This window comes from Micromonospora yongxingensis (assembly GCF_052601155.1).
Genome location: NZ_JBQXEO010000008.1, coordinates 1 through 25,499, shown reverse-complemented (window position 1 = coordinate 25,499; position 25,499 = coordinate 1). Strand labels below are relative to the sequence as shown.

Annotated in this window: 22 protein-coding genes; 14 read left to right on the top strand and 8 right to left on the bottom strand. The window is 73.1% G+C overall.

All coding sequences use genetic code 11. The annotated features are described in order from the left end of the window. Positions 1 to 157 precede the first annotated feature (157 nt). A complete protein-coding gene (locus tag ACTWLT_RS12165; protein ID WP_445318462.1) occupies positions 158 to 1,357 on the bottom strand; it encodes an ROK family transcriptional regulator in 1,200 nt (399 codons plus the stop codon). Positions 1,358 to 1,593: 236 nt separating this feature from the next. Here ACTWLT_RS12165 and ACTWLT_RS12160 point away from each other — a divergent pair, with 236 nt between their 5' ends. The 4 genes from ACTWLT_RS12160 (at position 1,594) to ACTWLT_RS12145 (ending at position 6,196) form a co-directional block, all read left to right on the top strand. After that, positions 1,594 to 2,895, top strand: a complete 1,302-nt coding sequence (locus ACTWLT_RS12160) for an ABC transporter substrate-binding protein (protein ID WP_445318461.1) — start codon at positions 1,594 to 1,596, stop codon at positions 2,893 to 2,895. Positions 2,896 to 2,965: 70 nt separating this feature from the next. Further along, positions 2,966 to 3,958, top strand: a complete 993-nt coding sequence (locus tag ACTWLT_RS12155) for a carbohydrate ABC transporter permease (RefSeq protein WP_445318460.1) — start codon at positions 2,966 to 2,968, stop codon at positions 3,956 to 3,958. Beyond that, positions 3,951 to 4,790, top strand: coding sequence for a carbohydrate ABC transporter permease (locus ACTWLT_RS12150; protein ID WP_445318459.1), 840 nt, complete (start codon positions 3,951 to 3,953; stop codon positions 4,788 to 4,790). Before ACTWLT_RS12155 ends, ACTWLT_RS12150 begins: the two co-directional genes overlap by 8 nt. Before the next feature lie 29 nt (positions 4,791 to 4,819). Beyond that, positions 4,820 to 6,196: a GH1 family beta-glucosidase gene (locus ACTWLT_RS12145; protein ID WP_445318458.1), complete on the top strand. Its 1,377-nt coding sequence runs from the start codon at positions 4,820 to 4,822 to the stop codon at positions 6,194 to 6,196. A 78-nt stretch (positions 6,197 to 6,274) separates the two neighbouring features. On the opposite strand, the gene ACTWLT_RS12140 is transcribed toward ACTWLT_RS12145, so the two are convergent. From ACTWLT_RS12140 to ACTWLT_RS12130, 3 genes are read right to left on the bottom strand one after another with little or no spacing between them, the layout of a single operon-like run. Further along, positions 6,275 to 8,722: an FtsX-like permease family protein gene (locus ACTWLT_RS12140; protein WP_445318457.1), complete on the bottom strand. Its 2,448-nt coding sequence runs from the start codon at positions 8,720 to 8,722 to the stop codon at positions 6,275 to 6,277. Continuing rightward, entirely contained in the window at positions 8,719 to 9,444 is a 726-nt protein-coding gene (locus tag ACTWLT_RS12135) for an ABC transporter ATP-binding protein (protein WP_445318456.1), read from the bottom strand. Before ACTWLT_RS12135 ends, ACTWLT_RS12140 begins: the two co-directional genes overlap by 4 nt. After that, on the bottom strand, positions 9,441 to 10,064 hold the full coding sequence (locus ACTWLT_RS12130; RefSeq protein ID WP_445318455.1) for a PadR family transcriptional regulator: 624 nt from the start codon (positions 10,062 to 10,064) through the stop codon (positions 9,441 to 9,443). The genes ACTWLT_RS12135 and ACTWLT_RS12130 overlap by 4 nt, the downstream gene beginning before the upstream one ends. A 143-nt stretch (positions 10,065 to 10,207) precedes the next feature. Here ACTWLT_RS12130 and ACTWLT_RS12125 point away from each other — a divergent pair, with 143 nt between their 5' ends. Beyond that, positions 10,208 to 10,879 carry a TMEM175 family protein gene (locus ACTWLT_RS12125; protein ID WP_445318454.1) on the top strand — a complete coding sequence of 224 codons (672 nt, stop codon included), beginning with the start codon at positions 10,208 to 10,210 and terminating at the stop codon, positions 10,877 to 10,879. Positions 10,880 to 10,908: 29 nt separating this feature from the next. On the opposite strand, the gene ACTWLT_RS12120 is transcribed toward ACTWLT_RS12125, so the two are convergent. Beyond that, on the bottom strand, positions 10,909 to 11,487 hold the full coding sequence (locus tag ACTWLT_RS12120) for a nucleotidyltransferase family protein (RefSeq protein WP_445318453.1): 579 nt from the start codon (positions 11,485 to 11,487) through the stop codon (positions 10,909 to 10,911). 125 nt (positions 11,488 to 11,612) lie between these two features. Here ACTWLT_RS12120 and ACTWLT_RS12115 point away from each other — a divergent pair, with 125 nt between their 5' ends. The 6 genes from ACTWLT_RS12115 to ACTWLT_RS12090 all read left to right on the top strand — a co-directional run bounded on the left by ACTWLT_RS12115 (position 11,613) and on the right by ACTWLT_RS12090 (position 16,853). Continuing rightward, positions 11,613 to 12,110, top strand: coding sequence for a 2Fe-2S iron-sulfur cluster-binding protein (locus tag ACTWLT_RS12115; protein WP_510182481.1), 498 nt, complete (start codon positions 11,613 to 11,615; stop codon positions 12,108 to 12,110). Next, positions 12,107 to 13,099 carry an FAD binding domain-containing protein gene (locus tag ACTWLT_RS12110; protein ID WP_445318451.1) on the top strand — a complete coding sequence of 331 codons (993 nt, stop codon included), beginning with the start codon at positions 12,107 to 12,109 and terminating at the stop codon, positions 13,097 to 13,099. Before ACTWLT_RS12115 ends, ACTWLT_RS12110 begins: the two co-directional genes overlap by 4 nt. After that, a complete protein-coding gene (locus ACTWLT_RS12105) occupies positions 13,096 to 15,195 on the top strand; it encodes a xanthine dehydrogenase family protein molybdopterin-binding subunit (protein WP_445318450.1) in 2,100 nt (699 codons plus the stop codon). Before ACTWLT_RS12110 ends, ACTWLT_RS12105 begins: the two co-directional genes overlap by 4 nt. Positions 15,196 to 15,223: 28 nt before the next feature. After that, positions 15,224 to 15,583: an ArsR/SmtB family transcription factor gene (locus tag ACTWLT_RS12100; RefSeq protein WP_445318449.1), complete on the top strand. Its 360-nt coding sequence runs from the start codon at positions 15,224 to 15,226 to the stop codon at positions 15,581 to 15,583. Positions 15,584 to 15,588: 5 nt separating this feature from the next. Beyond that, positions 15,589 to 16,230, top strand: coding sequence for an SRPBCC family protein (locus ACTWLT_RS12095; RefSeq protein ID WP_445318448.1), 642 nt, complete (start codon positions 15,589 to 15,591; stop codon positions 16,228 to 16,230). A gap of 107 nt (positions 16,231 to 16,337) precedes the next feature. After that, entirely contained in the window at positions 16,338 to 16,853 is a 516-nt protein-coding gene (locus tag ACTWLT_RS12090; protein ID WP_445318447.1) for an NUDIX domain-containing protein, read from the top strand. Between the two features lie 26 nt (positions 16,854 to 16,879). Here ACTWLT_RS12090 and ACTWLT_RS12085 read toward each other — a convergent pair whose 3' ends face one another. The 3 genes from ACTWLT_RS12085 to ACTWLT_RS12075 form a co-directional block, all read right to left on the bottom strand. Next, positions 16,880 to 18,823: an ABC transporter ATP-binding protein gene (locus ACTWLT_RS12085; protein ID WP_445318638.1), complete on the bottom strand. Its 1,944-nt coding sequence runs from the start codon at positions 18,821 to 18,823 to the stop codon at positions 16,880 to 16,882. A gap of 104 nt (positions 18,824 to 18,927) precedes the next feature. After that, positions 18,928 to 20,367 (bottom strand): ATP-binding protein, encoded by a 1,440-nt coding sequence (locus tag ACTWLT_RS12080; protein ID WP_445318446.1) that lies wholly within the window; start codon positions 20,365 to 20,367, stop codon positions 18,928 to 18,930. Further along, on the bottom strand, positions 20,364 to 22,031 hold the full coding sequence (locus tag ACTWLT_RS12075; RefSeq protein WP_445318445.1) for an NAD(P)/FAD-dependent oxidoreductase: 1,668 nt from the start codon (positions 22,029 to 22,031) through the stop codon (positions 20,364 to 20,366). Before ACTWLT_RS12075 ends, ACTWLT_RS12080 begins: the two co-directional genes overlap by 4 nt. A 151-nt stretch (positions 22,032 to 22,182) precedes the next feature. Here ACTWLT_RS12075 and ACTWLT_RS12070 point away from each other — a divergent pair, with 151 nt between their 5' ends. The 3 genes from ACTWLT_RS12070 (at position 22,183) to ACTWLT_RS12060 (ending at position 25,462) form a co-directional block, all read left to right on the top strand. Continuing rightward, entirely contained in the window at positions 22,183 to 24,420 is a 2,238-nt protein-coding gene (locus ACTWLT_RS12070; RefSeq protein ID WP_445318444.1) for a hypothetical protein, read from the top strand. 25 nt (positions 24,421 to 24,445) lie between these two features. Next, a complete protein-coding gene (gene smpB, locus ACTWLT_RS12065) occupies positions 24,446 to 24,937 on the top strand; it encodes an SsrA-binding protein SmpB (RefSeq protein ID WP_445318443.1) in 492 nt (163 codons plus the stop codon). A gap of 132 nt (positions 24,938 to 25,069) precedes the next feature. Next, positions 25,070 to 25,462 (top strand): SCO5389 family protein, encoded by a 393-nt coding sequence (locus tag ACTWLT_RS12060; protein WP_252415481.1) that lies wholly within the window; start codon positions 25,070 to 25,072, stop codon positions 25,460 to 25,462. Positions 25,463 to 25,499 lie beyond the last annotated feature (37 nt).

Here is a 25,499-nt window from a genome sequence, read left to right as displayed (position 1 = left end):
CTCGCCCGTGGGTGCGGTTGGAGGATTGCCGCCGACGCGGCGCCGCGGGGCGGAGAGCGCTCTCGTAGGAGTGTTGCGGCGAGATTGCGACGGCGTCAAGACATCGATCTATAACACTGTTATTTATCCCGAAGGTTTGTTGTGGGCGTTTTGCCCGTCAGCGACGTACGCCACCTTCGGTGAGGAACCGGGCGATCGGCAGCGTGGCGGCCCCCAACGCCACCGCGTCCACCCCGAGCCGGCACAGCTCGATCGACGCCTGCTCGTACGGCTGGCGCAGCGCCTGCCGACCGGCGGCGTCCCGGACGGCGGGCAGCAGGTCGCCCAGCGCCATCGCCGCCCAGCCGCCGAGCACCACCCGCTCCGGGTTGAACAGGTTGATCAGGTTCGCCACCCCGGCGCCGAGGTAGCCGGCGGTGTCGTCCAGCACCCGACGGGCGGTGGCCGAGGTTTCGGCTGCGGCCACCAGGGCGGCGAGCTGGGACTCCTCGTCCTCGCCCGGCACCGGGCGGCCCTCCCGCGCCTCCCGGTAACGGTCGATGATCGCCTCCGCGCCGACGTACGCCTCGAGGCAGCCGCGCGCGCCGCACCGGCAGACCCGGCCCCCGTACACCAGGGTGGTGTGCCCCCACTCCCCCGCGCTGCTGGACGCGCCCCGGTAGGTGGCGCCGTTGGTCACCACCGACGCGCCCACGCCGGAGCCGACCAGCGCGAAGACGGCGTGCCGGGCGCCCCGGCCGGCGCCGAACCACATCTCGGCCTGACCGAGGGTCTTCGCGCCGTTGTCGATGTGCAGCGGCAGGTCGGTGCCGGCACCGATGAGGCGCTCCAACGGCACCCGGTCCCAGCCCAGGGCCTGGGCGTGCACCACGGCCTGGGCGCCCTGTTCGACCACGCCGGAGACGCCGATGCCGACGCCGAGCACGTCGGCCGGGGTCACCCCGGCCTGGCCGGTGACCGCGTCGATGCCGGCCAGCACGTGCCCGGCGACCACGTCGGGCTCGGTACGGGCCGGGTCGAGCGGGTACTCGACGCTGGCCAGAAGGGTCATCGCGAAGTCGAACAGCTCGACCCGCACCCGGGTCTCGCCCACGTCCACCCCGACGACGAAGGCGAACCGGGGCGCGACGCGCAGCAGCATGCTGGGCCGGCCACCGTCGGACTCGGCGGCGCCCGCCTCGGCGACCAGCCCCTCGTCGATCAGGTCGGCAACCACGTTGCTGACCGCCGGCTGGCTCAGCCCGGTGCTGCGCACCAGGTCCTGGCGGGTGAGCGGAGCGTCGAGGAAGAGCTTCGTCAGCAGGGCGGACCTGTTGCGCAGCCGGACGCTCCGGTTGGTGGCTCGCGCCAGCTCCACTCGGCACCTCGATCCCGTCGGTCGTTCGAGCGACTGTAACCGCCCTGTGCTTGACGACCCACTGGACAACTACTTTAATGACGACATTCATTAAGCCGTGATGTAACTCCTGGGAAACGCCGACGGACCACCGACGGCGCACCCCGAAACCCCGTCCGCAGCCGGCCCTCCGTCGCCCACACCCCTATCGACGACGGAGGTCGGCGGACCCCCACCACGTACCGGAAGGGCTGACCGTGTCGAGACGACACCTCGGGATATTCACCGCCGCCGTACTGGCTGCCGCCTCGCTGACCGCCTGCGGCGGCGGCTCCGGCGACGACTCCGCCGGATCGAGCAAGACCCTCACCTACTGGGCCAGCAACCAGGGCGCCAGCCTGGAGGCCGACAAGACGATCCTCCAGCCGGAGCTGGACAAGTTCGAGAAGCAGACCGGCATCAAGGTCAACGTCGAGGTGGTCCCCTGGTCGGACCTGCTCAACCGGCTGCTCGCCGCCGCCGCGTCGGGCAAGGGCCCGGACGTGGTGAACATCGGCAACACCTGGTCGGCGTCGCTGCAGGCGACCGGCGCGCTGGTCGAGTTCGACGACGCCACGCTGCAGGCCGTCGGCGGCAAGGACCGGATCGTGCCCGCCGCGCTCGCCGCCGCCGGCGCCCCCGGCAAGCCGCCGGCCGCCGTGCCGCTCTACAGCATGGCGTACAGCCTGTACTACAACAAGAAGTCGTTCGCCGACGCCGGCATCACCGCCCCGCCGACCACGTGGGAGCAGCTCGCCGAGTACGGCAAGAAGCTGAGCACCGGCGGCAAGTGGGGCCTGGCGATCGAGGGGGCCAACCCGTCGGAGAACGCCCACCACGCGTTCACCTTCAGCCAGCAGTACGGCGGCGAGTGGTTCGACTCGGCCGGCAAGCCGACCTTCGACACCCCGCAGAACGTCTCGGCGATCAAGCGGTACATCGACTTCATGGCCGCCGACAAGATCACCAACCCGAGCAACGCCGAGTACGCGCAGAACCAGTCGGTCTCCGACTTCGCCAACGGCAAGGCCGCCATGCTCCTGTGGCAGTCCGCCGGGTCGAACCTGAAGACGCAGAACATGCCCGCCGACGCGTACGGGGTGGCCCCGGTGCCGTTCCTGGCCAGCCCGCCGGCCGGCGGCAAGAAGGTCAACAGCATGGTCGCCGGGATCAACATGGCGGTCTTCAAGCACACCAAGAACCGTGACGGCGCGCTGAGCTTCGTGAAGTTCATGACCAGCGACGAGGAGCAGACGATCCTCAACCGCACGTACGGCTCGCTGCCGGCGGTGAAGACCGCGGCCTCCGACCCGGCGTTCAGCGCCCCGGAGCAGAAGACCATCCAGGAGACCCTGGTCACCACCGCGGCCCCGCTGCCGCAGGTGCCCGAGGAGAGCACCTTCGAGACCCTGGTCGGCACCGCGATGAAGGAGTTGTTCGCCGACGCGGCGAGCGGAAAGCCCGTCACCGAGGCGTCGGTGAAGGCGAAGCTGACCGACGCGCAGCAGAAGATGCGCTGACCCACGCGTCATCGGTGGCCGTGGTCGGGTGAGGAGCCCGGCCACGGCCACCGCCTCCGAGAGGACCCCGATGGCAACCAGCACCACCGCGCCGGACGCCGGACGGCGCGAACCCCGGGCCGGGTCACCCGCCCGGAAGGCCGCTCGCCGGCCCCGCGGCCCCCGCCGCTCACTCCTGCCGTACCTGCTGCTCGCACCGGCCGTCGTGCTGGAACTCGCCATCCACGTGATCCCGATGGTGGTCGGGGTCTGGATGAGCCTGCTGGAGCTGACCCAGTTCCACATCCGCAACTGGTCCACCGCGCCCTTCGTCGGGCTGGAGAACTACCGCGCCACGCTCGACCTGAACAGCGCCGCCGGCAAGGAACTGCTGCACTCGTTCTGGGTCACCCTGGTCTACAGCCTGCTCTCGGTCGGGTTCGCCTGGCTGCTCGGCATGGCGGCCGCCGTCGTGCTGCAACGGCCGTTCCGCGGTCGGGCGATCCTGCGGGCGCTCTTCCTCACCCCGTACGCCCTACCGGTCTACACCGCCGTGATCACCTGGAGCTTCCTGCTCCAGCGGGACACCGGCCTGGTCAACCACGTGCTGGTCGACCAGCTCGGGCTGATGAACGACCGGCCGTTCTGGCTGATCGGTGACAACAGCTTCTGGTCGCTGCTGGTCGTGTCGGTCTGGCGCAACTGGCCGTTCGCCTTCCTCTGCCTGATGGCCGGCCTGCAGAACGTCCCCGGCGAGATGTACGAGGCCGCCGCGATCGACGGCGCCGGGTTCTGGCGTCGACTGCGCTCGGTCACCCTGCCCATGCTGCGGCCGGTGAACCTGGTGCTGCTGCTGGTGCTGTTCCTCTGGACCTTCAACGACTTCAACACCCCGTACGTGTTGTTCGGCGGCTCCGCCCCCGAGCAGGCCGACCTCATCTCCATCCACATCTACCGCAGCTCCTTCAAGACCTGGGACTTCGGCTCGGGCTCGGCGATGTCGGTGGCGCTGCTGCTGTTCCTGCTGGTCGTCTCGGCCGCGTACCTGCTGATCACCAACCGCCGGAGGGACGACCATGCGTGAGACCGCTGGTGAGCGCTGGGGCCGGCGCATCGTGCTGACCCTGCTCACCCTCTTCGTGACCATCCCGCTCTACGTGATGGTCACCTCCGCGGCGAAGCCGCTGCAGGACGTGCAGAACGGCTTCACCTGGTGGCCCAGCCGGCCCACCCTGCAACCGTTCGTCGACATGTGGAGCACGGTGCCGCTGGCCCGCTACCTGGTGAACAGTCTGGTGGTGTCGAGCATCGCGGCGATCTGCTCGGTCGCGGTGGCGATCTTCGCCGCGTTCGCGGTCAGTCGCTACCGGTTCCGCGGCCGCGGGGTCTTCTCGGTGACGGTCCTGTCCACCCAGATGTTCCCCGGCATCCTGTTCCTGCTGCCGCTGTTCCTCATCTACGTCAACCTGGGCAACGCCACCGGCGTCGAGCTGTACGCCAGCCGTACCGGTCTGGTGATCACCTACCTCACCTTCTCGCTGCCGTTCTCGATCTGGATGCTGGTCGGCTACTTCGACTCGATCCCCCGAGGGCTCGACGAGGCCGCCCAGGTCGACGGGGCCGGCCCGCTGCGCATCCTGTTCCGGGTCATCCTCCCGGCCGCCGTGCCCGGCGTGGTCGCGGTCACCGTGTACGCGTTCATGACCGCCTGGGGTGAGGTGCTCTTCGCGTCGGTGATGACCGACGAGGGCAGCCGCACCCTGGCCGTCGGCCTGCAGGGCTACTCCACCCAGTTCAACGTCTACTGGAACCAGGTGATGGCCGCCTCGCTGGTGGTCAGCATCCCGGTCGTCGCCGGCTTCCTTGCCCTGCAGCGCTACTTCGTCGCCGGCCTCACCGCCGGCGCTGTCAAGTGAGTCATTCGAACCCAGAGGAGAACCGACCCGTGCCGGACCTGTCCAAGCTGCCGCCCGACTTTCTCTGGGGTGTCGCCACGGCGGCGTACCAGATCGAGGGGGCCGTCGACGTCGACGGCCGGGCGCCGTCCATCTGGGACACCTTCTCGGCGACCCCCGGCAACGTCGACAACGGCGACACCGGCGCGGTGGCCTGCGACCACTACCACCGGTGGCCGGAGGACTTCGCGCTGCTGCGCCGGCTCGGCGTCGACGCGTACCGGTTCTCGGTGGCCTGGCCTCGGGTGATGCCCGACGGCGTCGGCCGGGTCAACCCCGCCGGGTTGGACTTCTACGACCGGCTGGTCGACACGCTGCTCGCCGACGGGATCCGACCGTTCGTCACGCTCTACCACTGGGACCTGCCGCAGGTGCTGCAGGACCGGGGCGGCTGGCCGGAGCGCTCCACCGCCGAGGCGTTCGCCGACTACGCGGCGGTGGTCGCCGGCCGCCTCGGCGACCGGGTGGCCGACTGGAACACCGTCAACGAGCCGCTCTGCGTGTGCTGGATCGGGCACCTGGAGGGGCGGATGGCCCCGGGCGAGCGGGACCTGACCCGCGCGGTGCACGCCTCACACCACGTGCTGCTCGGGCACGGCCTGGCCACCCAGGCCATCCGCGCCAACGCCGCCCGACCGGCCTCGGTGGGTCTGGTGCTCAACCTCAGCCCGATCGAGCCGGCGACCGACCGGCCCGAGGACGTCGCGGCGGCCCGGCGGGCCGACGGACACGTCAACCGCTGGTGGCTGGACCCGGTGCACGGGCGCGGCTACCCCGCCGACATGGTCGCCACGTACGGGGTCGAGCCGCCGGTGCGTGGCGACGACCTGTCGGTCATCGCCACGCCCACCGACTTCCTCGGGGTGAACTACTACTTCCGCCAGGTGGTGGCCGACGACCCGACCGGGCCGCCGCCGTACGCCCGACAGGTGCCGGTGCCCGGCTCGGTGGAGACGGCCATGGGCTGGGAGATGTACCCGGCGGGACTGGAGCGGCTGCTCGTCGAGGTCAACGAGGAGTACCGGCCGGGCCGGATCATCGTCACGGAGAGCGGTTCCGCCTGGCCGGACGAGGTCACGGCGGACGGCACGGTCGAGGACAAGGAGCGCACCGACCACCTGGAGCAGCACCTGGCGGCCTGCGCGTCGGCGGTGGCCCGGGGCGTGCCGCTGGACGGCTACTTCGTCTGGTCCCTGTTGGACAACTTCGAGTGGGCGTACGGCTACGACAAGCGCTTCGGCCTGGTGCACGTCGACTACGCCACCCAGCGCCGGACGGTGAAGGCGAGCGGCCTGCGCTACGCCGAACTGATCCGCGCCCACCAGCGCGTCGCCGGTGCGACCGGGACCGCCACACCGGTGGCCTGAACGGGGGCCGGCGAGGCCGGGGCACCCTGGGCGCCGCGTCGTGCGGCGCCCAGGGAGTTCCGACTCCGCGCCCGGTGCTCAGTCCAGGAGGCGGCGGGCCAGCGACGGCGGCGGCCGGCCGGCGAGCAGCCAACCGGCGCCGGCGGCGAGCAACGGCAGCCCGGCGGTGATCGCGGCGAGGTGCGCGACGGGCACGGCGCCGAGCGGGTCGAGGTCCCGGTGCAGGGCACCGGCCAGCGCCAGGTAGGCGCCGGCCACACCGAGCACGGCACCGAGCAGGGCGAGCGCTCCGGCGGTGGTGGCGGTGAGCGTCCGACGTACCCGCCTCGGCGCGCCCGTCGCGGTCAGCGTGCGCAGGTCCGCCGCCGCCTCGCCGCGGATGAGGCCGACGGTCGTCGCCAACACCCCGAGAGCGAGCAGGGCGCCGGCGATGGTCGCGCCGGTCCGCAGCGCGGTCAACGAACTCTGCTCCCTGCGCGACTCGACGGTGAGCCCGGCCGCGGCGGCCAGGTCCCGGGCCGTGGCCAGTTGCGCGTCGGTGAGGGCGTGGTCGGCCGCGAGGAACCAACCGACCCGCGCCGGCTGCCAGCCGTGCCGGTCCAGCGCGGCGGGCGTGATGAGCGAGTCGGGCAGCCCCGTGTAGCCGGAGCGGGGCAGGGCGCGCACGGTCGGCCGGACGCCCCGGGCGGGGATGTTCAGCAGCGCCAGCTCACCGGTGCGGGTGGTGAGGACGTCCGTCCCGGCGTCGACCGCCGTGCCGGCCGCGCCGTTCAGCCGGAGCAGGCCGGGGTTGACCACGTAGAGCGGGTGGGACGTCGTCGAGCGGCCGGCCGCGGCCGGGGGGCCGATCTCGACGGCCGGGTGGCCGCTCGATCTCCCCTCCCGGCCCAGGTCGGTGTACGAGGCCACCACCGCCATGTCCAGCGGGATGACGGTCGTCGCGCCGACGGTGGCCGCGATGGTGTCGGTTTGGGCCTGGAGGGCGGCGAGTTCGGCCGCCGTGCGCTCGGGAATCACCGGCTCCGGCTGGCCGATCCGGATCAGCAGCTGACTGTCGGCCAGGTTGCCCAGACCGGCCGCCTGCTGCGTGCGGTACTCGGCGGCGGAGGAGCCCACCACGATCGCCGCCGAGAGGCCGGCAGCCAGACTGATCGCGGCGAGCGCCGCGCCGGCCCGAACGCGGTACCGGGCCAGGTCGGCCAGGGCGAGCCGGACGGCCACCGGCAGGCCACCCCGGGCCGCCGCCAGCGCCGGGATGGTCAGCGGGCTGACGAGCAGCACGCCGAGCACCGTGCCGACACTGCCCGCGACGATGAGCAACGGGTTCGATCCGTCGGAGAGCACCAGCGCGGTGAGGCCGGCGGCGAGCAGAGCGGCCGCCGCCACGGCGGTCCGCCGCGCCGGCGGCGGAATCGGCGGCCGGGCCGACAAGGCGTTCACGATCGGGGTACGCGCCACCGCGCGGGCCGGCCACCAGGCGGCGGCGGTGGCGGTGGCCACGGCCAGCAGCATGCCCGCGCCGATGGTGAGCCAGGGCAGGTCGAGCCGGCCGATGCGGTGCCCGGCGGCGGTCTCCACGAAGCCTGCGGTGATCAACCAGGCGACGATCCCGACGGCGGTGCCGCCGAGCGCGGCGACCACCCCGACCGCCGCGCCATTGACCAGCAGCACCAGCCGCAGGTGCCGGCGGGTGGCGCCCATGGCCGCCAGCATGCCGAGCTGACGCAGCCGGCGGTGCGCCAGCACCACGAACCCGGCGGCCGCCACGAGCGACACCAGCAGCAGGCCGACGGTGGCCAGCGCCAGCGCGGCGATCGTGAGCGTGGTGCGCTCGGCCGTCGGCCGGGCCTCGCGCACCAGCGGGCCGTCGACCGTCTGCCGGAAGGCCTCCATCTTGTCGCGGTCGCCGGCCACCAGAACCGTCACCGACTGGGGCCGGCCGGCGTGCGCCGGGTCGGTGAGGGCGAACTCGTCGTGCAGGTCCGCCGGGTTCTCCACCACGCCGACGACCAGGCGGTCGGTGTCGCCGATGCGCACCGGCCTGCCGAGGTCGGCACGCAGGGCTCGCGCCACCCCGTCGGTGACCGCCACCTCGGCGGGCCCGGTCGGGTAGCGGCCCTGCCGCAGGGCGAGCATCGGGCCGCCGTACGCGCCGGCCGGATCCTGCGCACGGACGTCGACCGGGTCGAACAGCCCGGGCACCGACACGTGCCGGTGACCGATCACGTCGACCGTGCCGAACCACGCCCGGGCGGCGGCGACCCGCCCGTCCAGCGCGGCCGGGTCGTCGCCGGGGATCCGGAGCAGCTGGTCGGCGCGGCCGAAGGTGGCGTCGCTCGACGCGGCCAGGTTCCAGGTCGCCGCCAGGCCGAAGGTCGCGCCGCTGACGGCGACGGTGAGCAGCGCGATGGCCAGCAGTTGCTGCCGCCACTCGCGGCGGAACAGCCGTACGGCCCAGCGGACCACGGCGCGGCGGGCTGCGAGGCCGCCGCCGGCGGGCCGGCTGCGGTCCGGGTCGGGGGTCACGGGGTGGGGTCCGAGGCGAGCAGGGCGTCCGGGCCGGCCGGCGGGGCGGTCTGGTCGACGACCCGCCCGTCCCGAATGAAGATCACCCGATCGGCCCAGGACGCGAGTTGGGCGTCGTGGGTGACCATCACTCCGGCGATGCCGCGTTTGCAGGCTGCTCGGAGCATCCGCAGGACGGCTTCGCCGTTGGCGGCGTCGAGGGCGCCGGTGGGCTCGTCGGCGAGCAGCAGCTGCCGGTCCCCCACCACGGCCCGGGCGATGGCGACCCGTTGGCGCTCGCCGCCGGAGAGGTCGTCGGGGTAGTGGCCGGCCCGGTCGGTCAGCCCCAGCTCGTCGAGGACCTGGAGGGCGGCGGCGCGGGCCGGACGCGCGGACATGCCGTCCAGTTCCAGGGGCAGGGCCACGTTCTCGACGGCGGAGAGGCCGGCCAGCAGGTTGAGGTCCTGGAAGACGAAGCCGAGCGACCGGCGACGCAGCCGGGCGGTGGCGTCGGCGGAGAGTGTGGAGAGGTCGGAGCCGCAGACGGTCACCTGGCCGGTGGTGGGCTCCTCCAGGGTGCCGGCGATGGTGAGCAGGGTGCTCTTGCCCGAGCCGCTGGGGCCCATCACCGCCACCAGTTCACCGGCGACCACGTCGAGGTCGACCGCGCGCAGGGCGTGCACGGCGGCGGCGCCGGATCCGTGCACCTTGGACACCTGCCGCAGGCTCAGCACGACGCTCATCGGCGGGCTCCCGCAGCCCGGTCCCCGGTCCGCCCCGTCGGGCGCGCGTCCTGGGCGTCTGCGGCCGGCGAGCTGTCTGCGGCCGGTGCGCTGGGCGTGGGCCGGGTCGGGTGACTGCGCAGTCGGGCGTCCGCGGCGTCCAACCAGCGGACGACCGCCTCCAGCCGGAACAGCTCGGCGTCGACGACGAGACCGAGGCCGATGTCCTCCGGTGCCGCGTCGGCCTTGAGGTGGGTGTAGCGCTGCATCTCCTCGACGGTCCGCCGCCGGTGGGCCTGGAGGATCTCGGTGACGTCCACCTGTGTCAGGCGGATCGCCACCTGCACCTTCATCACCAGCTCGTCGCGGGGCGGGGGTCCCGCCCGCGGCGGCGTACGCAGCCAGCTGTGCAGCTCCCGCTCGCCGTCGGCGGTGAGCCGGTAGCGCTTCTGCGCGCCGTCGCGGCCGGCGTCGTCGGACTCGACGTGTCCCTCGCGCTCCAGGCGTTGCAGGGTGGTGTAGACCTGCCCGACGTTGAGTGGCCAGACCTCACCGGTGCGCGCCTCGAACTCCTGACGGAGCTGGAGACCGTACTTCGGTGCCTCGCTGAGCAGCGCCAGCATGGCGTGGCGGATGCTCACGAACCATCACCCAGGGTTAGCATACTCGGTATAATACACAGTATTATCGCGCCCGGGTGCCCCGTCGGACGTCCGTCCACAGTCGCCCTCTCATTCGGGACAAACCGCCGCCCACCGGTCCCGTCGGCGGTTAGCCTTCCCCAATGGCCGCAGCAGCCGACGAGGTCGAGCAGCCCGACACCGGGCCACGCATGTCCGACACCGACCGGCTGACCGCGTTCAGCGACGGTGTCTTCGCCATCGTCATCACGCTGCTGGTCATCGAGCTGCGGGTGCCGGAGTACCACGAGGGCGAGTTGCTGACGGGGCTGCTGGACGAAGGAGCGTCCTACCTGGCCTTCGTGGTGTCCTTCATCTACATCGGGGTGCTCTGGCTCAACCACCACGCGCTGGTCCGGCTGATTCGCGGCACCACCCTCGCGCTGAGCTGGATCAACCTCGGCATTCTCTTCGGCGCGGTGATCATCCCGTTTCCCACCGCCGTGCTGGCGTCCGCGTTCACCCACGGCGACACCGCCGACCGCCGCGCTGCCGTCGCCCTGTACGCGCTGGCCGCCGCCCTGATGTCGGCCCCCTGGTTGGTGTTCTTCGGCTACCTGCGCCGTCACCCGGTGCTGCTCCGGCGCGGGGTCAGTCCGGAGTACGTGCAGGCGCAGCGGCTGCGGCCGGTCACCGGCCTGGTCCTCTACGGGCTGAGCGGCCTGCTCGGCTGGTTCGTCAACCCACTGCTGGGCCTGATCGGCGTCATCGTCATGGTCATGTACCACGCGTTCACCAGCGAAGGGCTGCGCCGGCGACGGGCCGCAGGTCGCTGACCCTCCGGATCCGGCGCCCGCGCGGCCGCTCAGACCCGCGGCAGGTCCGCCGGGGTGTCCACGTCGACCGGCGAGCCGAGGTCGTCGCACGGCACCCGCACCACCAGATCCGGACGGGCACGCAACAGGTCGCGGGCGCCCCGGTCGCCGACGGCGTACCGGTCCAGCAGCGGCCAGGTCGCGCGGCCCAGCAGCACCGGATGCCCCGGCCGGCCCGCGTAGGTCGCGATCGCCACGACGGCGCCACCGGCGTGGGCAGCTCGGACCCGGCGGATCGCGAGCGGGCTGAGCAGCGGCTGGTCCACGAGGGCCACCACGGCTGCCGACACGTCGGCCGGGAGCGAGGCGAGGCCCCGGCGCAACGACGAGCCCAGCCCCTCCTGCCAGCCGTCGTGGCGCACCGGCACCGCGCCGGGCAGGTCGGGCAGCTCGTCCGCGCCAGCGCCGAGCACCACGTGCACCGGCGCGCAGCCGCCGTCGCGCAGCAGCCGGATCCCGCGCCGCGCCAGCGGCTCCCCGGCCAGCTCGACCAGCGCCTTGGGCCGGCCGTAGCGTCGGCCGGCGCCCGCCGCCAGCAGCAGCCCGGCGGTGACCGGCAGCTCAGGCACGACGTCCCCTCTCGCGCAAAGCTCCATGGGTTATTCGCCCGTATTTGTACCGGTAAAGCTACTCTGGGTCGGTGCAGGACAGACCGGAGAGCGAGACGACCACCGACGAGCGACACTCGTCCCGGGTGACGTTCGAGGTCAACGGCACACACCGGGAGCTGACCCTGGACAACCGCACCACGCTGCTGGACACGCTGCGCGAACGGCTCGGCCTGATCGGGGCGAAGAAGGGCTGCGACCACGGCCAGTGTGGCTCCTGCACCGTGCTGCTGGACGGCCGCCGGGTGAAGAGCTGCCTCGTCTTCGCGGTCACCCTGGACGGCCGGTCCGTGCTCACCGTGGAAGGGCTGGCCGGGCCGGACGAGCTGTCACCCCTCCAGGCCGCCTTCGTCGCGCACGACGCGTTCCAGTGCGGCTACTGCACCCCCGGCCAGCTCTGCTCCGCCCGCGGCATGCTCGACGAGGTCGCCAAGGGCTGGCCCAGTGCGGTCACCGACGACCTCACCACCCCGGCCGAGCTGACCGACGCGGAGATCCGCGAGCGGATGGCGGGCAACCTGTGCCGGTGCGCCGCGTACCCGCACATCGTCGCCGCCGTACGCGAGACGGCGGCGACGACGTGAGGCCGTTCCGCTACCACCGGCCGGCCGACGTGGCCGAGGCCGTCGCCGTGCTGGCCGCCGAGCCGCAGGCGGCGTACCTGGCCGGCGGGACGAACCTGGTGGACCTCATGAAGCTCGGGGTGCAGCGACCCGACCTGCTGGTGGACGTGACCCGGCTGCCGCTGGACGCCGTCGCGGAGCTGCCCGACGGGGGGCTGCGGATCGGCGCGACGGTCCCCAACAGCGACCTCGCCGCCCACCCGGTGGTCCGCCGCGACTACCCGGTGCTGGCGCGCGCCCTGCTCGCCGCCGCCTCCGGACAGCTGCGCAACGTGGCCACCACCGGCGGCAACCTGCTGCAACGCACCCGCTGCGTCTACTTCCAGGACACCGGCAAGGCGTGCAACAAGCGTGAACCGGGCAGCGGTTGCGCCGCCCGGCACGGGCAGAACCGGGACCTGGCCGTACTGGACTGGTCCGAGCAGTGCGTGGCCACCCACCCCTCGGACCTCGCCGTCGCGCTGGCCGCACTCGACGCCGTGGTGGAGGTGCACGAGGCCGGCGGCGCCCGGGACGTGCCCCTCGCCGCCCTGCACCGCTCGCCCGGCGAACATCCGGAGCGGGAGACCACCCTGGCGCGGGGCGCGCTGATCACCGCCGTGCGACTGCCGGCGCTGCCGGCCGCCCGCCGCTCGACATACCTCAAGGTGCGGGACCGGGCCTCGTTCGCCTTCGCCGTCGGCTCGGTGGCCGCCGTCCTGGACCTCGACGGCGACGTGGTCCGCGACGTCCGCCTGGCGTACGGGGCGGTGGCGCACCGGCCGTGGCGGGCCTACCGGGCCGAGAAGGAGCTGCGGGGCCGGCCGTTCAGCCCGGAGCTGGCGGCCCGGGCCGCCGACGCCGAGCTGGCCGAGGCACGCCCGTTGCGCCACAACGGCTTCAAGCTGCCGCTGACCCGGGCCATCACGGTGCGGGCGCTCACCGAACTGGCCCAGGGGACGCCGTCGTGAGCGCCGGTGCGGTCGGCCGGGCCTACCCCCGGCTGGAGGGGCGGGAAAAGGTCACCGGCGCGGCCCGGTACGCGGTGGAGTACCCGGTGGACGACGTCAGCTACGGCTTTGCGGTGCCGGCCGCGGTGGTCCGCGGCCGGATCACCCGGGTCGACGCGGCGCCGGCGCTCGCGCTGCCCGGCGTGCTGGCCGTGGTGCACCACGGCAACGCGGCACGGCTGGCGCCCGGGTCGGACCGGGAACTCTGGCTGTTGCAGGAGCCCGTGGTGCACTACCGGGGACAGTTCGTCGCGGTGGTCGTGGCCACCAGCGTGGAGGCCGCCCGGGAGGGCGCCCGGCTGGTCCGGATCGACTACGACGCGGGGCCGCACAGCACCGTGCTCACCTCCGATCATCCCGGCCTGTACCGGCCGGACCACGTCAACCCCAGCTACCCGACGGACACCGCCGAGGGCGACTTCGACGCCGGGTACGCGGCCGCCCCGGTACGGATGGACGCCACGTACCGGACGCCGGCGTACCACAACAACCCGATGGAGCCGCACGCCACGACCGCCCAGTGGCGCGACGGGCGGCTGGTGGTGCACGACTCCAACCAGGGCGCCTCGCCGGTGCAGGCCACCCTGTCGGAGCTGTTCGGGATGCCCCGGGACGCGGTCCGGGTGATCACCGAGCACGTCGGCGGTGGCTTCGGCAGCAAGGGGTACGCCAAGGCGGCGGTCGTGCTGGCCGCGCTGGCGGCCCGGCAGGTGGACCGGCCGGTCCGGCTGGCGCTGACCCGGCAGCAGCTGTTCGGCCCGATCGGCTACCGCACCCCCACCATCCAGCGGGTCCGGCTCGCCGCCGACACCGACGGGCGGCTCACCGCGATCTGCCACGACGCGATCAGCCAGACCTCGACCCTGCACGAGTTCGCCGAGCAGACGGCCGTCTACACGCGCAGCATGTACGCCGCACCGCACCGGCGCACCACCCACCGGCTGGTCCGCCTCGACGTGCCCACGCCGTTCTGGATGCGCGCCCCCGGCGAGTGCCCCGGCGCGTACGCCCTGGAGTCGGCGATGGACGAGCTGGCCGCCGCCGTCGGCATCGACCCGGTGGAACTGCGGATCCGCAACGACCCGGCGGTCGACCCCGACCTGGGGCAGCCGTTCAGCAGCCGCAACCTGGTGGCCTGCCTGCGGGAGGGCGCCCAGCGGTTCGGCTGGGCGGACCGCGATCCCACGCCCCGGAGCCGGCGCGACGGACGCTGGCTGGTCGGCTCCGGGGTCGCCGGGTCCAGCTACCCGGCCCGCGCCCGGGCGGCTGCGGCGGCGGCCACCGCGCGGAGCGACGGTGGCTTCCTGGTCCGGATCAACGCCACCGACATCGGCACCGGCGCGCGGACAGCCCTCTGGCAGGTGGCGGCCGACGCCCTGGCGGTGCCACCGGAGCGGGTGGAGATCCGGATCGGCGACAGCGACCTGCCCCCGGCCGGGGTGGCGGGCGGCTCGATGGGCACCGCCTCGTGGAGCTGGGCGGTGATCCGCGTCTGTGAGGCTCTGCGCGAGAAGCTGCGGGACGTCCCCGGCGGGGTGCCGACCGACGGCGAGGTGACCGCCGAGGCGAGCACCGCCGACGAGGTGCGCGAGCAGGCCGAGCTGCCCCGGTACGCGTACGGGGCGCAGTTCGTCGAGGTCCGCGTGGACGCGGACACCGGCGAGGTGCGGGTGAACCGGATGCTCGGGGTGTTCGCCGCCGGGCGGGTGGTCAACCCGACGACCGCGCGCAGCCAGCTCATCGGCGGCATGACGATGGGGATCTCGATGGCCCTGCACGAGGAGGGTGTCCTCGACGAGCGGTACGGCGACTGGGTCAACCACGACCTGGCCACGTACCACATCACCGGGTGCGCCGACGTGGAGCGGATCGAGGCGCACTGGATCGACGAGCAGGACGCCCAGTTGAACCCGGCCGGCGTGAAGGGGATCGGTGAGATCGGCATCGTGGGCGCCGCCGCGGCGATCGCCAACGCCGTGCACCACGCCACCGGCGTACGGATACGCGAGCTGCCGATCCGGCTGGACAAGCTGCTCGGCTTATCAGCGTTGGCTTAAATAAGCTGCTGGTGATATAAAGGTCGTCGTGCACGCCTTCGACGTGCTGGGCGATCCGGTCCGGCGCCGCATCCTGGAGCTGCTCGCCGACGGCGAGCAGACCGCCGGCGCGGTCAGCGCGGTGATCCGCGACGAGTTCGGCATCTCCCAGCCCGCCGTGTCCCAGCACCTGAAGGTGCTGCGGGACAACGGCTTCGCCACCGTGCGGCCCGAGGGCACCCGGCGGCTCTACGCGGTCGACCCGCGCCCGCTGCGCGAGGTCGACGGCTGGCTGGAGCACTTCCGCCGGTTCTGGACCCCGCCCCTGGCGGCACTCGCCACCGAACTGGCCCGGGGCCGACGCGAGCGTCGGCTGCGCGGGCCCGCCGACCCACCCGAGGAGAGGTAAGAACGATGATCGACGCGACCGAGCAGATCAACGCCGTCCAGCGCCACGTCGGCAGCCGCACGCTGGAGGCCGGCGAGGCCCGGGTGACCACCCTCAGCCAGACGTACCACGCGACGGTCGAGGATCTCTGGGATGCCTGCACCACCGCCGAGCGCATCCCGCGCTGGTTCCTGCCGGTCTCCGGCGACCTGCGGCTGCACGGCCGGTACCAGCTCGAGGGCAACGCGGGCGGCACCGTCGAGAGCTGCGACCCGCCGCACCGCTTCACCGCCACCTGGGAGTACGGCGGCGAGGTGAGCTGGATCGAGGTGCGACTCACCCCCGTCGACAGCGAGCGGACCCGCTTCGAGCTGGACCACATCGCGCACGTCGACCAGGACCGGTGGGCCCAGTTCGGGCCGGGCGCCGTCGGCGTCGGATGGGACCTGGGCCTGCTCGGTCTCGCCTCGCACCTGGCCGCCGACGGCAGTGGCGTGTCGCCGGAGCAGAGCGGTGAGTGGAGCGCCTCCGACGAGGGGCGTCGGTTCATGGAGCGCAGCAGCCACCTGTGGGGCGAGGCGAGCATCGCCGCCGGCACCGACGCCGACGAGGCGAAGGCCGCCGCCGAGCGCACCACCGCCTTCTACACCGGCACCCCGGCCGCCTGACCCCTCCCCGCCACCGCCGGGCCCGGCGCGTCGATCCGGGGAGAATCGCTGCCGGATGATCTCCGATCACGGCGCTTCCGCCCGGATCGGCGGTAAGGTGCTGCGGCATGAACGGTGGGGCGTACTCACACTGCTCGTACTGCGGCACCGCCTACCCGGCGGACGCCGTGTGGCCGCGGGTCTGCGCGGCCTGCGGCGAGACGGTCTGGCGTAATCCGCTGCCCGTCGCGGTGGCGGTGCTGCCGGTCCGCACCGCCGAGGGCCTGGGCGTGGTGGTGGTCCGCCGGGACATCGAGCCCGCCCGCGGGCTGCTCGCGCTGCCCGGCGGCTTCATCGAGTACGGCGAGGAGTGGTCCGACGCGCTGGTCCGTGAGCTACGGGAGGAGACAGGGCTCGTCGCGGCGGCCGAGGACGCCCGGCTGTTCGCGGTGCACGGCGCCCCGGCGGGCGGCACGATGATGGTCTTCGGGGTGCTGCCCGAGCGGCCGGTCGAGGACCTGCCACCGTCGGCGCCGACCGAGGAGGCCACCGAGTGGCTGGTGCTCACCGACCCGGTCGAGCTGGCCTTCTCGACCCACACCCGGGTACTCGCCGACTTCCTCACCCGCGACCACCACGCCTGACCGCACCACGCCGCGTCGCGCAGGGGTCAGCGGGGCAGGGCGTCGTCGGTGCCGGCGAGGTAGCCGGCGGCCTGGAGTTCGAACAACTCCCGGTAGAGGCCACCGGCCGCCATCAGCTCGTCGTGGCTGCCGTGCTGAACGAGCCGACCCCGTTCCATGACGAAGATCCGGTCGGCGTGCCGGACGTTGGCCAGCCGGTGGGTGATCAGGACGACCGCCCGGTCGGGCCGACGGCGCAGGTGCTGGAACAGCGCGTGCTCGGCGCGGGCGTCCAGGGCGGCCGAGGGCTCGTCGCAGATCAGCAGGGCGGCGTCGCGGTAGAGGCCGCGGGCGGCGACGAGGCGCTGCCACTGCCCGCCGGACAGCTCGTGGCCGTCCTTGAACTCCCGGTCCAGCAGGGTGTCGTAGCCGTGCGGCAGGCCGACGATCATGTCGTGGGCGGCGGCGGCCCGGGCGGCCTCCTGCACGCTGGGCCCGGGTCGCTCCGGCGGGCGGTCGTGCCGGCCGACGCGGATGTTCTGCCCGGCGGTGAACGGAAACTTCCACCACTCCTGGGTCATCACGGCGACCTGCGCGCCGAGGGCGCGGGGGTCCAGCTCGGTGGCGTCCACACCGTCCCAGCGGATCACCCCGCCGGTCGGCCGGTAGAGCCCGGCGATGAGCTTGGCCAGCGTGGTCTTGCCGGAGCCGTTCTCCCCGACCAGCGCGATGACCTCGCCCCGCCGGACGGTCAGGCTGACCCCGTCCACCGCCGGCGCGTCGGTGTCCGGGTAGCGCAGGCTGACCTCGTCCACCTCGATCGCGTCGACACCCTCGACGACCTGGTCGCCGCCGAGCGGCACCCGGGTCAGGGCGCGTTCGAGGAAGTCCCGGTAGTCCTGGTAGTAGAGGGCGTCCTCGTACAGCGAGTTGGTGGCGATGACCGCGACGCCCAGGCTGGTCCGCGCGGACTGCAGGGCGAGCAGGGCGGTGGCCGCGGCGGCGAGGGCGACCATCCCGTTCAGCAGCAGGCCGCCGAGGACCGCGTACACCCCGAAGGTGGCCACCCCGGCCACCGTGGCGCCCACGACGCGGGTGCCGGTCTGCGAGCGGACCAGACGCAACTGGGCGCGGGTCTCGACGGCCATCACGCCGCGGTACTCGGCCAGCAGGAAGTCGCGCATCTGGTAGGCGCGCACCTCGGCGGCGGTGCGCCGGTTGGCCATCAGGTGGGCGAGCATCCACATCCGACGCCGCCGGGTGATGCGGGCGAGCATCGCCAGGTACTCCCGGCGGGCCATCCGCACCGCCGTGATCGCCTGGGGTATCGCCGCGAGCAGCAGGCAGGGCAGCAGCAGCGGTTGGATGACGGTGACCGCCACGGCGGTGGCGAGCATCCCCACCACGCCGGTGACCAGGTTGACGGTGTGGTCGACGATGTACGCCGCCTCCGCCATCCCCCGGTCCCGCGCCCGGTCCATCTCCTCGGCGAAGCCGGCGTCGTCGAACGCCGCCAGGTCCACCGCCGTGGTGGCCTCGAACAGCCGCAGCTCCACCTGATAGTTGATCTGCGGAGTCAGTCGGGCCTGCGCCCAGCCGGCCGCGATGGTGAGGCCGCCGCGCGCCGACACCGCCGTCGCGGCCACGATCAGCGCCGGCAGGGCCGAGCGGACCCGGTCCGGGGTGGGACCGGCGGCGAACAGCTCGCGCAGCACGCTGGTCGTGGCGAGCAGGCCGAACGTGGTCATCACCCCGGCGGCGATGTTCAGCCCGATGGAGGCGACGGTGTCCCGGCGGTTGGTGGCCCAGGCCAGCCCGACGGCCTCCCGGACCAGCCGGGGCAGTCGGCGGGCCACCGCCCGGAAGCTGGTGTGGGCGAACTCCTGCGCGTGGTGCAGCCAGTCGCGGTCCTCCAGCTCCGGCAGCATGGTGCCGGCGGGCGGATCGCCGGGCTGGTCGTCGGTCTCGGGAGCGGTGCGCTGGCGGGCCATCGACTCCACGGACCCTCCTCCGGACGGGGTCAGGATGCCGCCCGAGACTACTTGGCGCTACCGGTCGATGTCTCTAGGTAATCGGCGCGTCGCCGGTGGGCGGGTCAGGGAGTCGGTGGCGGGTCGTCGGTGACCGGCAGCAGCACCCGGAAGGTGGTCCGCCCGGGCTCGGTCTCCACCCGGATGTCGCCGTGGTGCTTGTGCACCACGATCCGGTACGAGATGTCCAGGCCCAGCCCGGTGCCCGCACCCACCGGCTTGGTGGTGAAGAAGGGCTCGAAGATGCGGGGACGCACCGCGGGCGGGATGCCGGGGCCGGTGTCGGTGATCTCCACCGCCAGCAGGTCACCGACGCGCCCGGTGCGGACGGTCAGCACGCCCTCCTCGCCCATCGCGCCCAGCGCGTTGTCGATCAGGTTGGTCCACACCTGGTTCAGTTCGGCGGCGTACGCCGGGACCGCCGGGAGGCTGCGGTCGTACTCGCGGACCAGCTTGACCTGTGCGGGGATCTTCGCCTTGAACATCACCAGCGTGGCGTCGAGCAGGTCGTGCACGTCCACCACCTGGTGCGGCGCGCGGTCCAGCTGGGAGTACTGCTTGGCGGCGCCGACCAGCCCCGAGATCCGGGTCACGGCGTCGCCGATCTCGCGCATGAGCAGCTCGGTGTCGACGGTGTAGGTGAGCCAGCGCACCGCCGCCTCCAGATCCGCCGGGCCGACCGCCTCCTTCACCCGGGCCAGCCAGGCGTCGTCGAGTCCACCACCGACCAGGATGGGCGCCAGGTCCCAGGCACCGCTGACGTCGTGCTCCTCCAGCCAGTCGGTGAGGGTGTCCTCGGCGTCGGCGGTGGCCATCGGGGTCAGCTTCGGCGCGGTGGCGACCCGGGCCACCGCCTCCTCCTGCAACTCGACCAGCCCGTGCAGCGCCCGGCCGTCCAGCCGCCCGTCGGCGATCATCGCGAGCTTGTGCCGCATCCCGGCGACCCGGTCGCGCAGCACCGAGGTGGCCCGCACCGCCGCCGCGGCCGGGTTGTTCAGCTCATGGGTGAGGCCCGCCGAGAGCGAGCCCAGGGCCAGCAGCCGCTCCCGTTCGCCGACGATGGTCTGGCTGTTGCGCATGCCGATGACGAGACCTTCGAGCAGGTGCATGGCCATCGGGAACCAGGACCGGACGGCGTGCGCGAAGTCCTCCGCCGGCAGCACGAAGAACTCCGCGTCGGTCAGCGCCCGCAGGGTGTTGCGGTAGGTCTCCCCCACACGGTCGTCCAGGTACGCCTGGGTGGCCCCGCCGTACACCCCCCGCTGGTCGGTCCGGCTGATCTCGACGTCGTCGCCGCGTACCTGCCGGCTCAACGCCACCGCGCCGTGCAGCAGCACGAAGAAGCAGGTCGCGTCCTCGCCCTCGGCGTACACGACGGTGCCGCCGGCGCGCTGCTCGACGCGGCCGTGCTCGGCCAGCCAGTCGAGCTGCCCGTCGTCGAGGGCCTCGAACAGGAACAGGGTGCGCAGCTGCGCGGGCGTCAGTCGATCGTTCTCGGTGCTCATTGGGCCTCCAGGTAGCGGTGCACGAGCGACACGGCCATGGCGCCCTCGCCGACGGCGGAGGCGACACGCTTGACCGACTCGGCCCGTACGTCCCCGGCGGCGAACACCCCGGGCAGGCTGGTCTCGAGGTGGTACGGGTCGCGCGACAGCGACCAACCGGCCGGACGCCGCCCGCCGGTCATCAGGTCCGGACCGGTGACGATGAAGCCGCGCCCGTCGCGGACCAGCACCCCGTCCAGCCAGTCGGTCCGGGGCTCGGCGCCGATGAAGATGAACAACCAGGAGGTGTCCACCGAGCGGGTCTCCCCGGTGCGGGTGTCGCAGAGGGTGAGTCGTTGCAGGTGGTCCTGGCCGGCGCCGCCGACCACGGCCGTGTGCGGGTGCACCGTGATCCGGTCGATGCGTTCCAGCTGGTCGATCAGGTACCTCGACATCGAGCTGGTCAGGTCCGCGCCCCGGATCAGCAGGTGCACCCGGGAGGCGTACCGGGAGAAGTGCACGGCGGCCTGGCCGGCCGAGTTGGCCCCGCCGACGATGTAGACGTCCTGCTCGACGCAACTGGGCGCCTCGGTGGCGGTGGAGCCGTAGAACACTCCCCGGCCGGTGAACTCGGCCAGACCGGGGGCGTCGAGCACCCGGTAGGAGACCCCGGTGGCCAGCACCACGGTGTGCGCGGCGATCTCGGTGCCGTCACCGAAGCGCAGCAGCCGGGCAGAGCCTGCCTCGCTCAGGCCGATCACCTCTCGTGCGCTCAGCAGCTCGGCACCGAACTTCACCGCCTGCCGCCGGGCCCGGTCGGTCAGCTGGGCGCCGGAGACGCCGTCCGGGAAGCCGAGGTAGTTCTCGATCCGGCTGCTCTGCCCGGCCTGCCCGCCGGTCGCCCGCCGCTCGACCAGCACGGTGCGCAGCCCCTCCGACGCGCCGTACACGGCCGAACCGAGACCGGCGGGGCCGCCGCCGATCACCACCAGGTCGTAGAAGTCGGACGCCGGCACCACCGTCAACCCGGCCAACCCGGCAAGCTCGGCCTCGTTCGGCGCGATCAGTGCCTTGCCCTCGGCGGTCACCACCAGCGGGACGTCCGCCTCGGTGGCCCCCGCCGCGTCGAGGAGCCGGGCGCCCTCCGGGTCGTCGGCGAGCAGCCAGCGGTACGGCACCAGGTTGCGGGCCAGGAAGTCGCGCACCTTGAACGACGGCGCCGACCAGCGGTGACCCACGACCCGGATCTCGCTGCTCGCCGCGTCCGGGGTGACCGCCCACGCCTCCAGCAGGCCGTCCACCACCGGATACAACTTCTCCTCCGGCGGGTGCCACGGCTTGAGAAGGTAGTGGTCCAGGTCGACCACGTTGATCGCCTCGATCGCGGCGTCCGTGTCCGCGTATGCGGTGAGCAGCACCCGGCGGGCGGCCGGGAAGATGTCCATCGCGGCTTCCAGGAACTCGACGCCGGTCATCTCCGGCATCCGGTGGTCGGCCAGCAGCAGCGCCACCTGCTCTCCGCGCAGCTTGACCTCCCGCAGCGCATCGAGCGCCTCCGGTCCCGAGGCGGCCCGCAGCACCCGGTAGCGGTCGCCGTAGCGGCGTCGGATGTCCCGGGCCACCGCCCGGGACACCACCGGGTCGTCGTCGACGGTCAGGATCACCGGGTTCGCCATGGCGCCCATGAAACCACCTGGCGAGGGTGCGCCGCACCGCGCGGGGACGGCTCGGGCGCCGAAGCGCGGTTGGTGGGGCGCGGGGTGGGTAAGCCGGGTCGCCGCGCGGGACAGCCGCACACCGACACCGCCGGCTGCCGCGCACACCTCCGGGGGGCCCATGGCGGACGCGTCGCCGACCGGACCGACGTCGTCGGACCGGGTCGTGGAGCTGCGGGTGCACGGCGTCTCCGGGGCGGGCGCCGACCAGGTGCTGGACCGGCCGCACGTCCAACAGGTCGCCGGGGACCAGAACGGCGGTTTCTACCGCACGCGGCCGGGCTACCCGGGCGTCACGGGGACCGACGGGGTGACGCTGGAGGCGTACCGCTGGAGTGATCTGCCGTCCGGAACGGCCGTACGGACGCTGTCGCTGGTGTTCCTGTTGCCGTTCATGCTCTGCAACGTGGCGATCTGGATGCGCCCGGCGAGCCGCGCCTCGAAACACAGCATCGTCGCGCTGTGCCGGGTGCTCGCGCTCACCCTCACCATGCTCTACGTGCTCTCCATCGTCGGGGTGGCGCTGGACCTGATCGCGTGGCGGTGCATGGGCTACCCGTCCTGCATGGCGGAGCGGAGCTGGTTGTCCTGGCTCGGCGGGCGCTCGCCGGGCCTGCGTCTGGGTGTGATGTCGCTGGTGCCCGTCGGTGCCGTCGGCATCGTGTGGTGGCTGGGGGCGCGTCCGAGCCGCTCGTTCGAGATGTTCCGGACGTCGGCGCCGGAGACCTCGGAGCACCGGTTGAGCGCGGTCGCCCAGTGGGACGCCGCGCCGCTGGTGGGCCGGCTGCGCTCGGTGCACGTCGCTGCCGCGTTCGCGACACTGGACGGCAGCCTGCTCGCCGCCCGGGCCAGCCAGGGCCCCTCGTGGGAGATGGTGCTGCTCCTGGCGGCCACCGCGGCGGTGCTGCTCACCTGCCTCGTCCTGCTCGCCACGGTGCGTGCCCTCGACCGGCCCGGCCGGGACACGCGGGTGGACCGCGTGACGCGGAGGCTCCGCACGCTCGCCTGCGGTCTGACCATCCTGGTGGTGGTGCACACCATCAGGAGCCCGAAACCCTGGCCGCAGGACAGGGAGTTGCCCGGGTACGGGGCGACCGTGGCCTGGCTGTTCGCCAGCCAGACCGCGCTGCTGGCCGTCCTCGTCGCGGTGGTGATCTGGCGGCGCGGTGGGGTGCCGGGCAGTTCGCCGCTGCGGGCGCTGGGCGCGCCCGTGTTCGTCACGGTGGCCGCGGGGCTCGCCGTGGCGTTCTCGGCCGAGCTGGACTACCGGGTGGCGGACCTGCTGGACCGGGACGGGGCGACCGCGGACCGACTGGTGACCAGCCCGCCCCTGGCATACAAGTGGGCGATCTTCGGGTTCTTCATCGCGGTGCTGGCCGCGGTGCTGGTCGGGGGCGTGGTCACGGTGCTGACCCGGCGGAGGCGGTGGCGCGCCGCGGCGGCGGTCGTGGCGTCCGACTTCCCGCACGCGCCGCCGGAGGCGTCGGACCGGCTCCGCCAGGTCGAAGGTGCGGTGGCCCGCGCCCGGTTCACCGAACGGCTGGAGCCGCTCGCCGTCGTCTACGCCGTACTGGCCGCGTTCGGCCTGGCCGCCAGCGTGCTCGGCCTGCTCCAGCTCTACCCCGGCGACGTCATCCAGCGCTACGTCGGGATACCCGCCGACATGGTCAACTTCCTGATCGGGATGGGTAGCTACGCCATCGCCGTGATCATCCTCGGGCTGGTGATCGGCGGCATCTTCGCCTACCGGACGGCGCAGTTCCGCCGGTACGTGGGCGTGCTGTGGGACCTGGGCACCTTCTGGCCCCGGTCCGCGCATCCCTTCGCCCCGCCCTGCTACGCCGAGCGGGCTGTGCCGGAGCTGACCCGGCGGATCACCTACCTGGTCGAGCAGGGCGAGTCGGTGCTGCTGGCCGGGCACAGCCACGGGTCGGTGCTGCTCGCGGCCACGGTCCTGCAACTGCCGTCACGCATCACCGACCGGGTGGCCCTGCTGACCTACGGGTCGCCGCTGAAGCGGTTGTACGCGCGGCTGTTCCCCGCGTACGTCGATGACCGGGTGCTGCGGGAGATCGGCGAGCGGGTCGGCTGGCGGTGGACGAACCTGTGGCGCGACACCGACCCGATCGGCGGCTGGATCTTCGCCCCGCACCGGCCGGGGGACCGCGAGACGTCGACCGGGCCGGAGGCGACGGTGGACCGCCGGTTGACCGACCCGCGCGACGTGGTGCCGGCTCCGTACGACAGTGTGCCGCCGCCGATCGTGGCGCACTTGCCGTGCGAGTCGGATGAGGCGTTCACGGCAACCGAGCGGGACCTGGCACGGCGGCTGCGCGCGGACCGGCGGCGGGCCGGCTGAGCCGGCGGCCGGATATCGTCGCCGGGTGACCCCGTCCAGGCAGCCCGAACGCCGACTGATCGCCTCGAACAAGAAGGCCCGACACGACTACACCGTGCTGCGCACGTACGAGGCGGGCATCGTGCTGGTCGGCACCGAGGTGAAGTCGCTGCGCGAGGGGCGGGCATCGCTGGTGGACGCGTACGCCCACGAGCGCGACGGCGAGATCATGCTGTACGGCCTGCACATCGCCGAGTACGCGTACGGCACGTGGACCAACCACGCTCCCCGGCGCAACCGGAAGCTGCTGCTGCGCCGCGCCGAGATCGACCGGATCCTGGAGAAGGTCCGCGAGGGCGGGGTGACGCTGGTGCCGCTGTCGATGTACTTCGACAACGGCTGGGCCAAGATCGAGCTGGCGCTGGCCAAGGGCAAGCGCACGTACGACAAGCGGCAGACGCTGGCCGAGCGGGACGCCAACCGGGAGATCGCCCGCGAGCTGGGCCGCCACCTCAAGGGCCATCCTCGCCGGGCGTGACCGCCGGCCATCGATCGCGCGTGTTGCGGCGCGGCGCGCCCGGACGTCGTTGACGTCGCTGGAAGGACGTGGTGTGCTCACTCCGCACCGTTAATGACAACGGTATTCATTACCTGGAAGCGGAGGAGAACCATGTCGCTCACCGTCCCGCCAGCCCTGCTCGACGCCGCCGAACGCGGCCCCGTCGACGACGACGCCTTCATCGCCTGCGTCCGCGACTCACTGCCGTACGCCTGGGCCACCGTCAGCCGTGTGGTGGCCGACCTGGAGGCCGGCGACGCCGACCTGGCCGACAACGTCGTCCCCCCGCCGACCGACGCCGACCGGGGACAGCTGCTCCGCGCACTGGCCAGCGACGCGATCCGCGGCGGCCTGGAGCGGCACTTCGGGGTCCGGCTGGCCTTCCAGAACTGCCACCGCGTCGCCGCGTTCCGCCCCGAGGCCGTCGACGGGGAGCGCTACCGCCGCTTCGTGTCCACGCGGGGCCAACTGCTCAACCAGTCCCCCGAGCTGCGCAACTGCTGAGCGCGGTCGGCGGCGGGGGGGGGGGGGGGGGGGGCGT

Coding starts and splice junctions, on each gene's coding strand:
- ACTWLT_RS12155 (WP_445318460.1), top strand. CDS start 2,966: ATGGCAACCAGCACCACCGCGCCGGACGCCGGACGGCGCGAACCCCGG.
- ACTWLT_RS12150 (WP_445318459.1), top strand. CDS start 3,951: ATGCGTGAGACCGCTGGTGAGCGCTGGGGCCGGCGCATCGTGCTGACC.
- ACTWLT_RS12135 (WP_445318456.1), bottom strand. CDS start 9,444: ATGAGCGTCGTGCTGAGCCTGCGGCAGGTGTCCAAGGTGCACGGATCC.
- ACTWLT_RS12125 (WP_445318454.1), top strand. CDS start 10,208: ATGGCCGCAGCAGCCGACGAGGTCGAGCAGCCCGACACCGGGCCACGC.
- ACTWLT_RS12095 (WP_445318448.1), top strand. CDS start 15,589: ATGATCGACGCGACCGAGCAGATCAACGCCGTCCAGCGCCACGTCGGC.
- ACTWLT_RS12090 (WP_445318447.1), top strand. CDS start 16,338: ATGAACGGTGGGGCGTACTCACACTGCTCGTACTGCGGCACCGCCTAC.
- ACTWLT_RS12085 (WP_445318638.1), bottom strand. CDS start 18,823: ATGGCCCGCCAGCGCACCGCTCCCGAGACCGACGACCAGCCCGGCGAT.
- ACTWLT_RS12080 (WP_445318446.1), bottom strand. CDS start 20,367: ATGAGCACCGAGAACGATCGACTGACGCCCGCGCAGCTGCGCACCCTG.
- ACTWLT_RS12075 (WP_445318445.1), bottom strand. CDS start 22,031: ATGGGCGCCATGGCGAACCCGGTGATCCTGACCGTCGACGACGACCCG.
- ACTWLT_RS12070 (WP_445318444.1), top strand. CDS start 22,183: ATGGCGGACGCGTCGCCGACCGGACCGACGTCGTCGGACCGGGTCGTG.
- ACTWLT_RS12060 (WP_252415481.1), top strand. CDS start 25,070: ATGTCGCTCACCGTCCCGCCAGCCCTGCTCGACGCCGCCGAACGCGGC.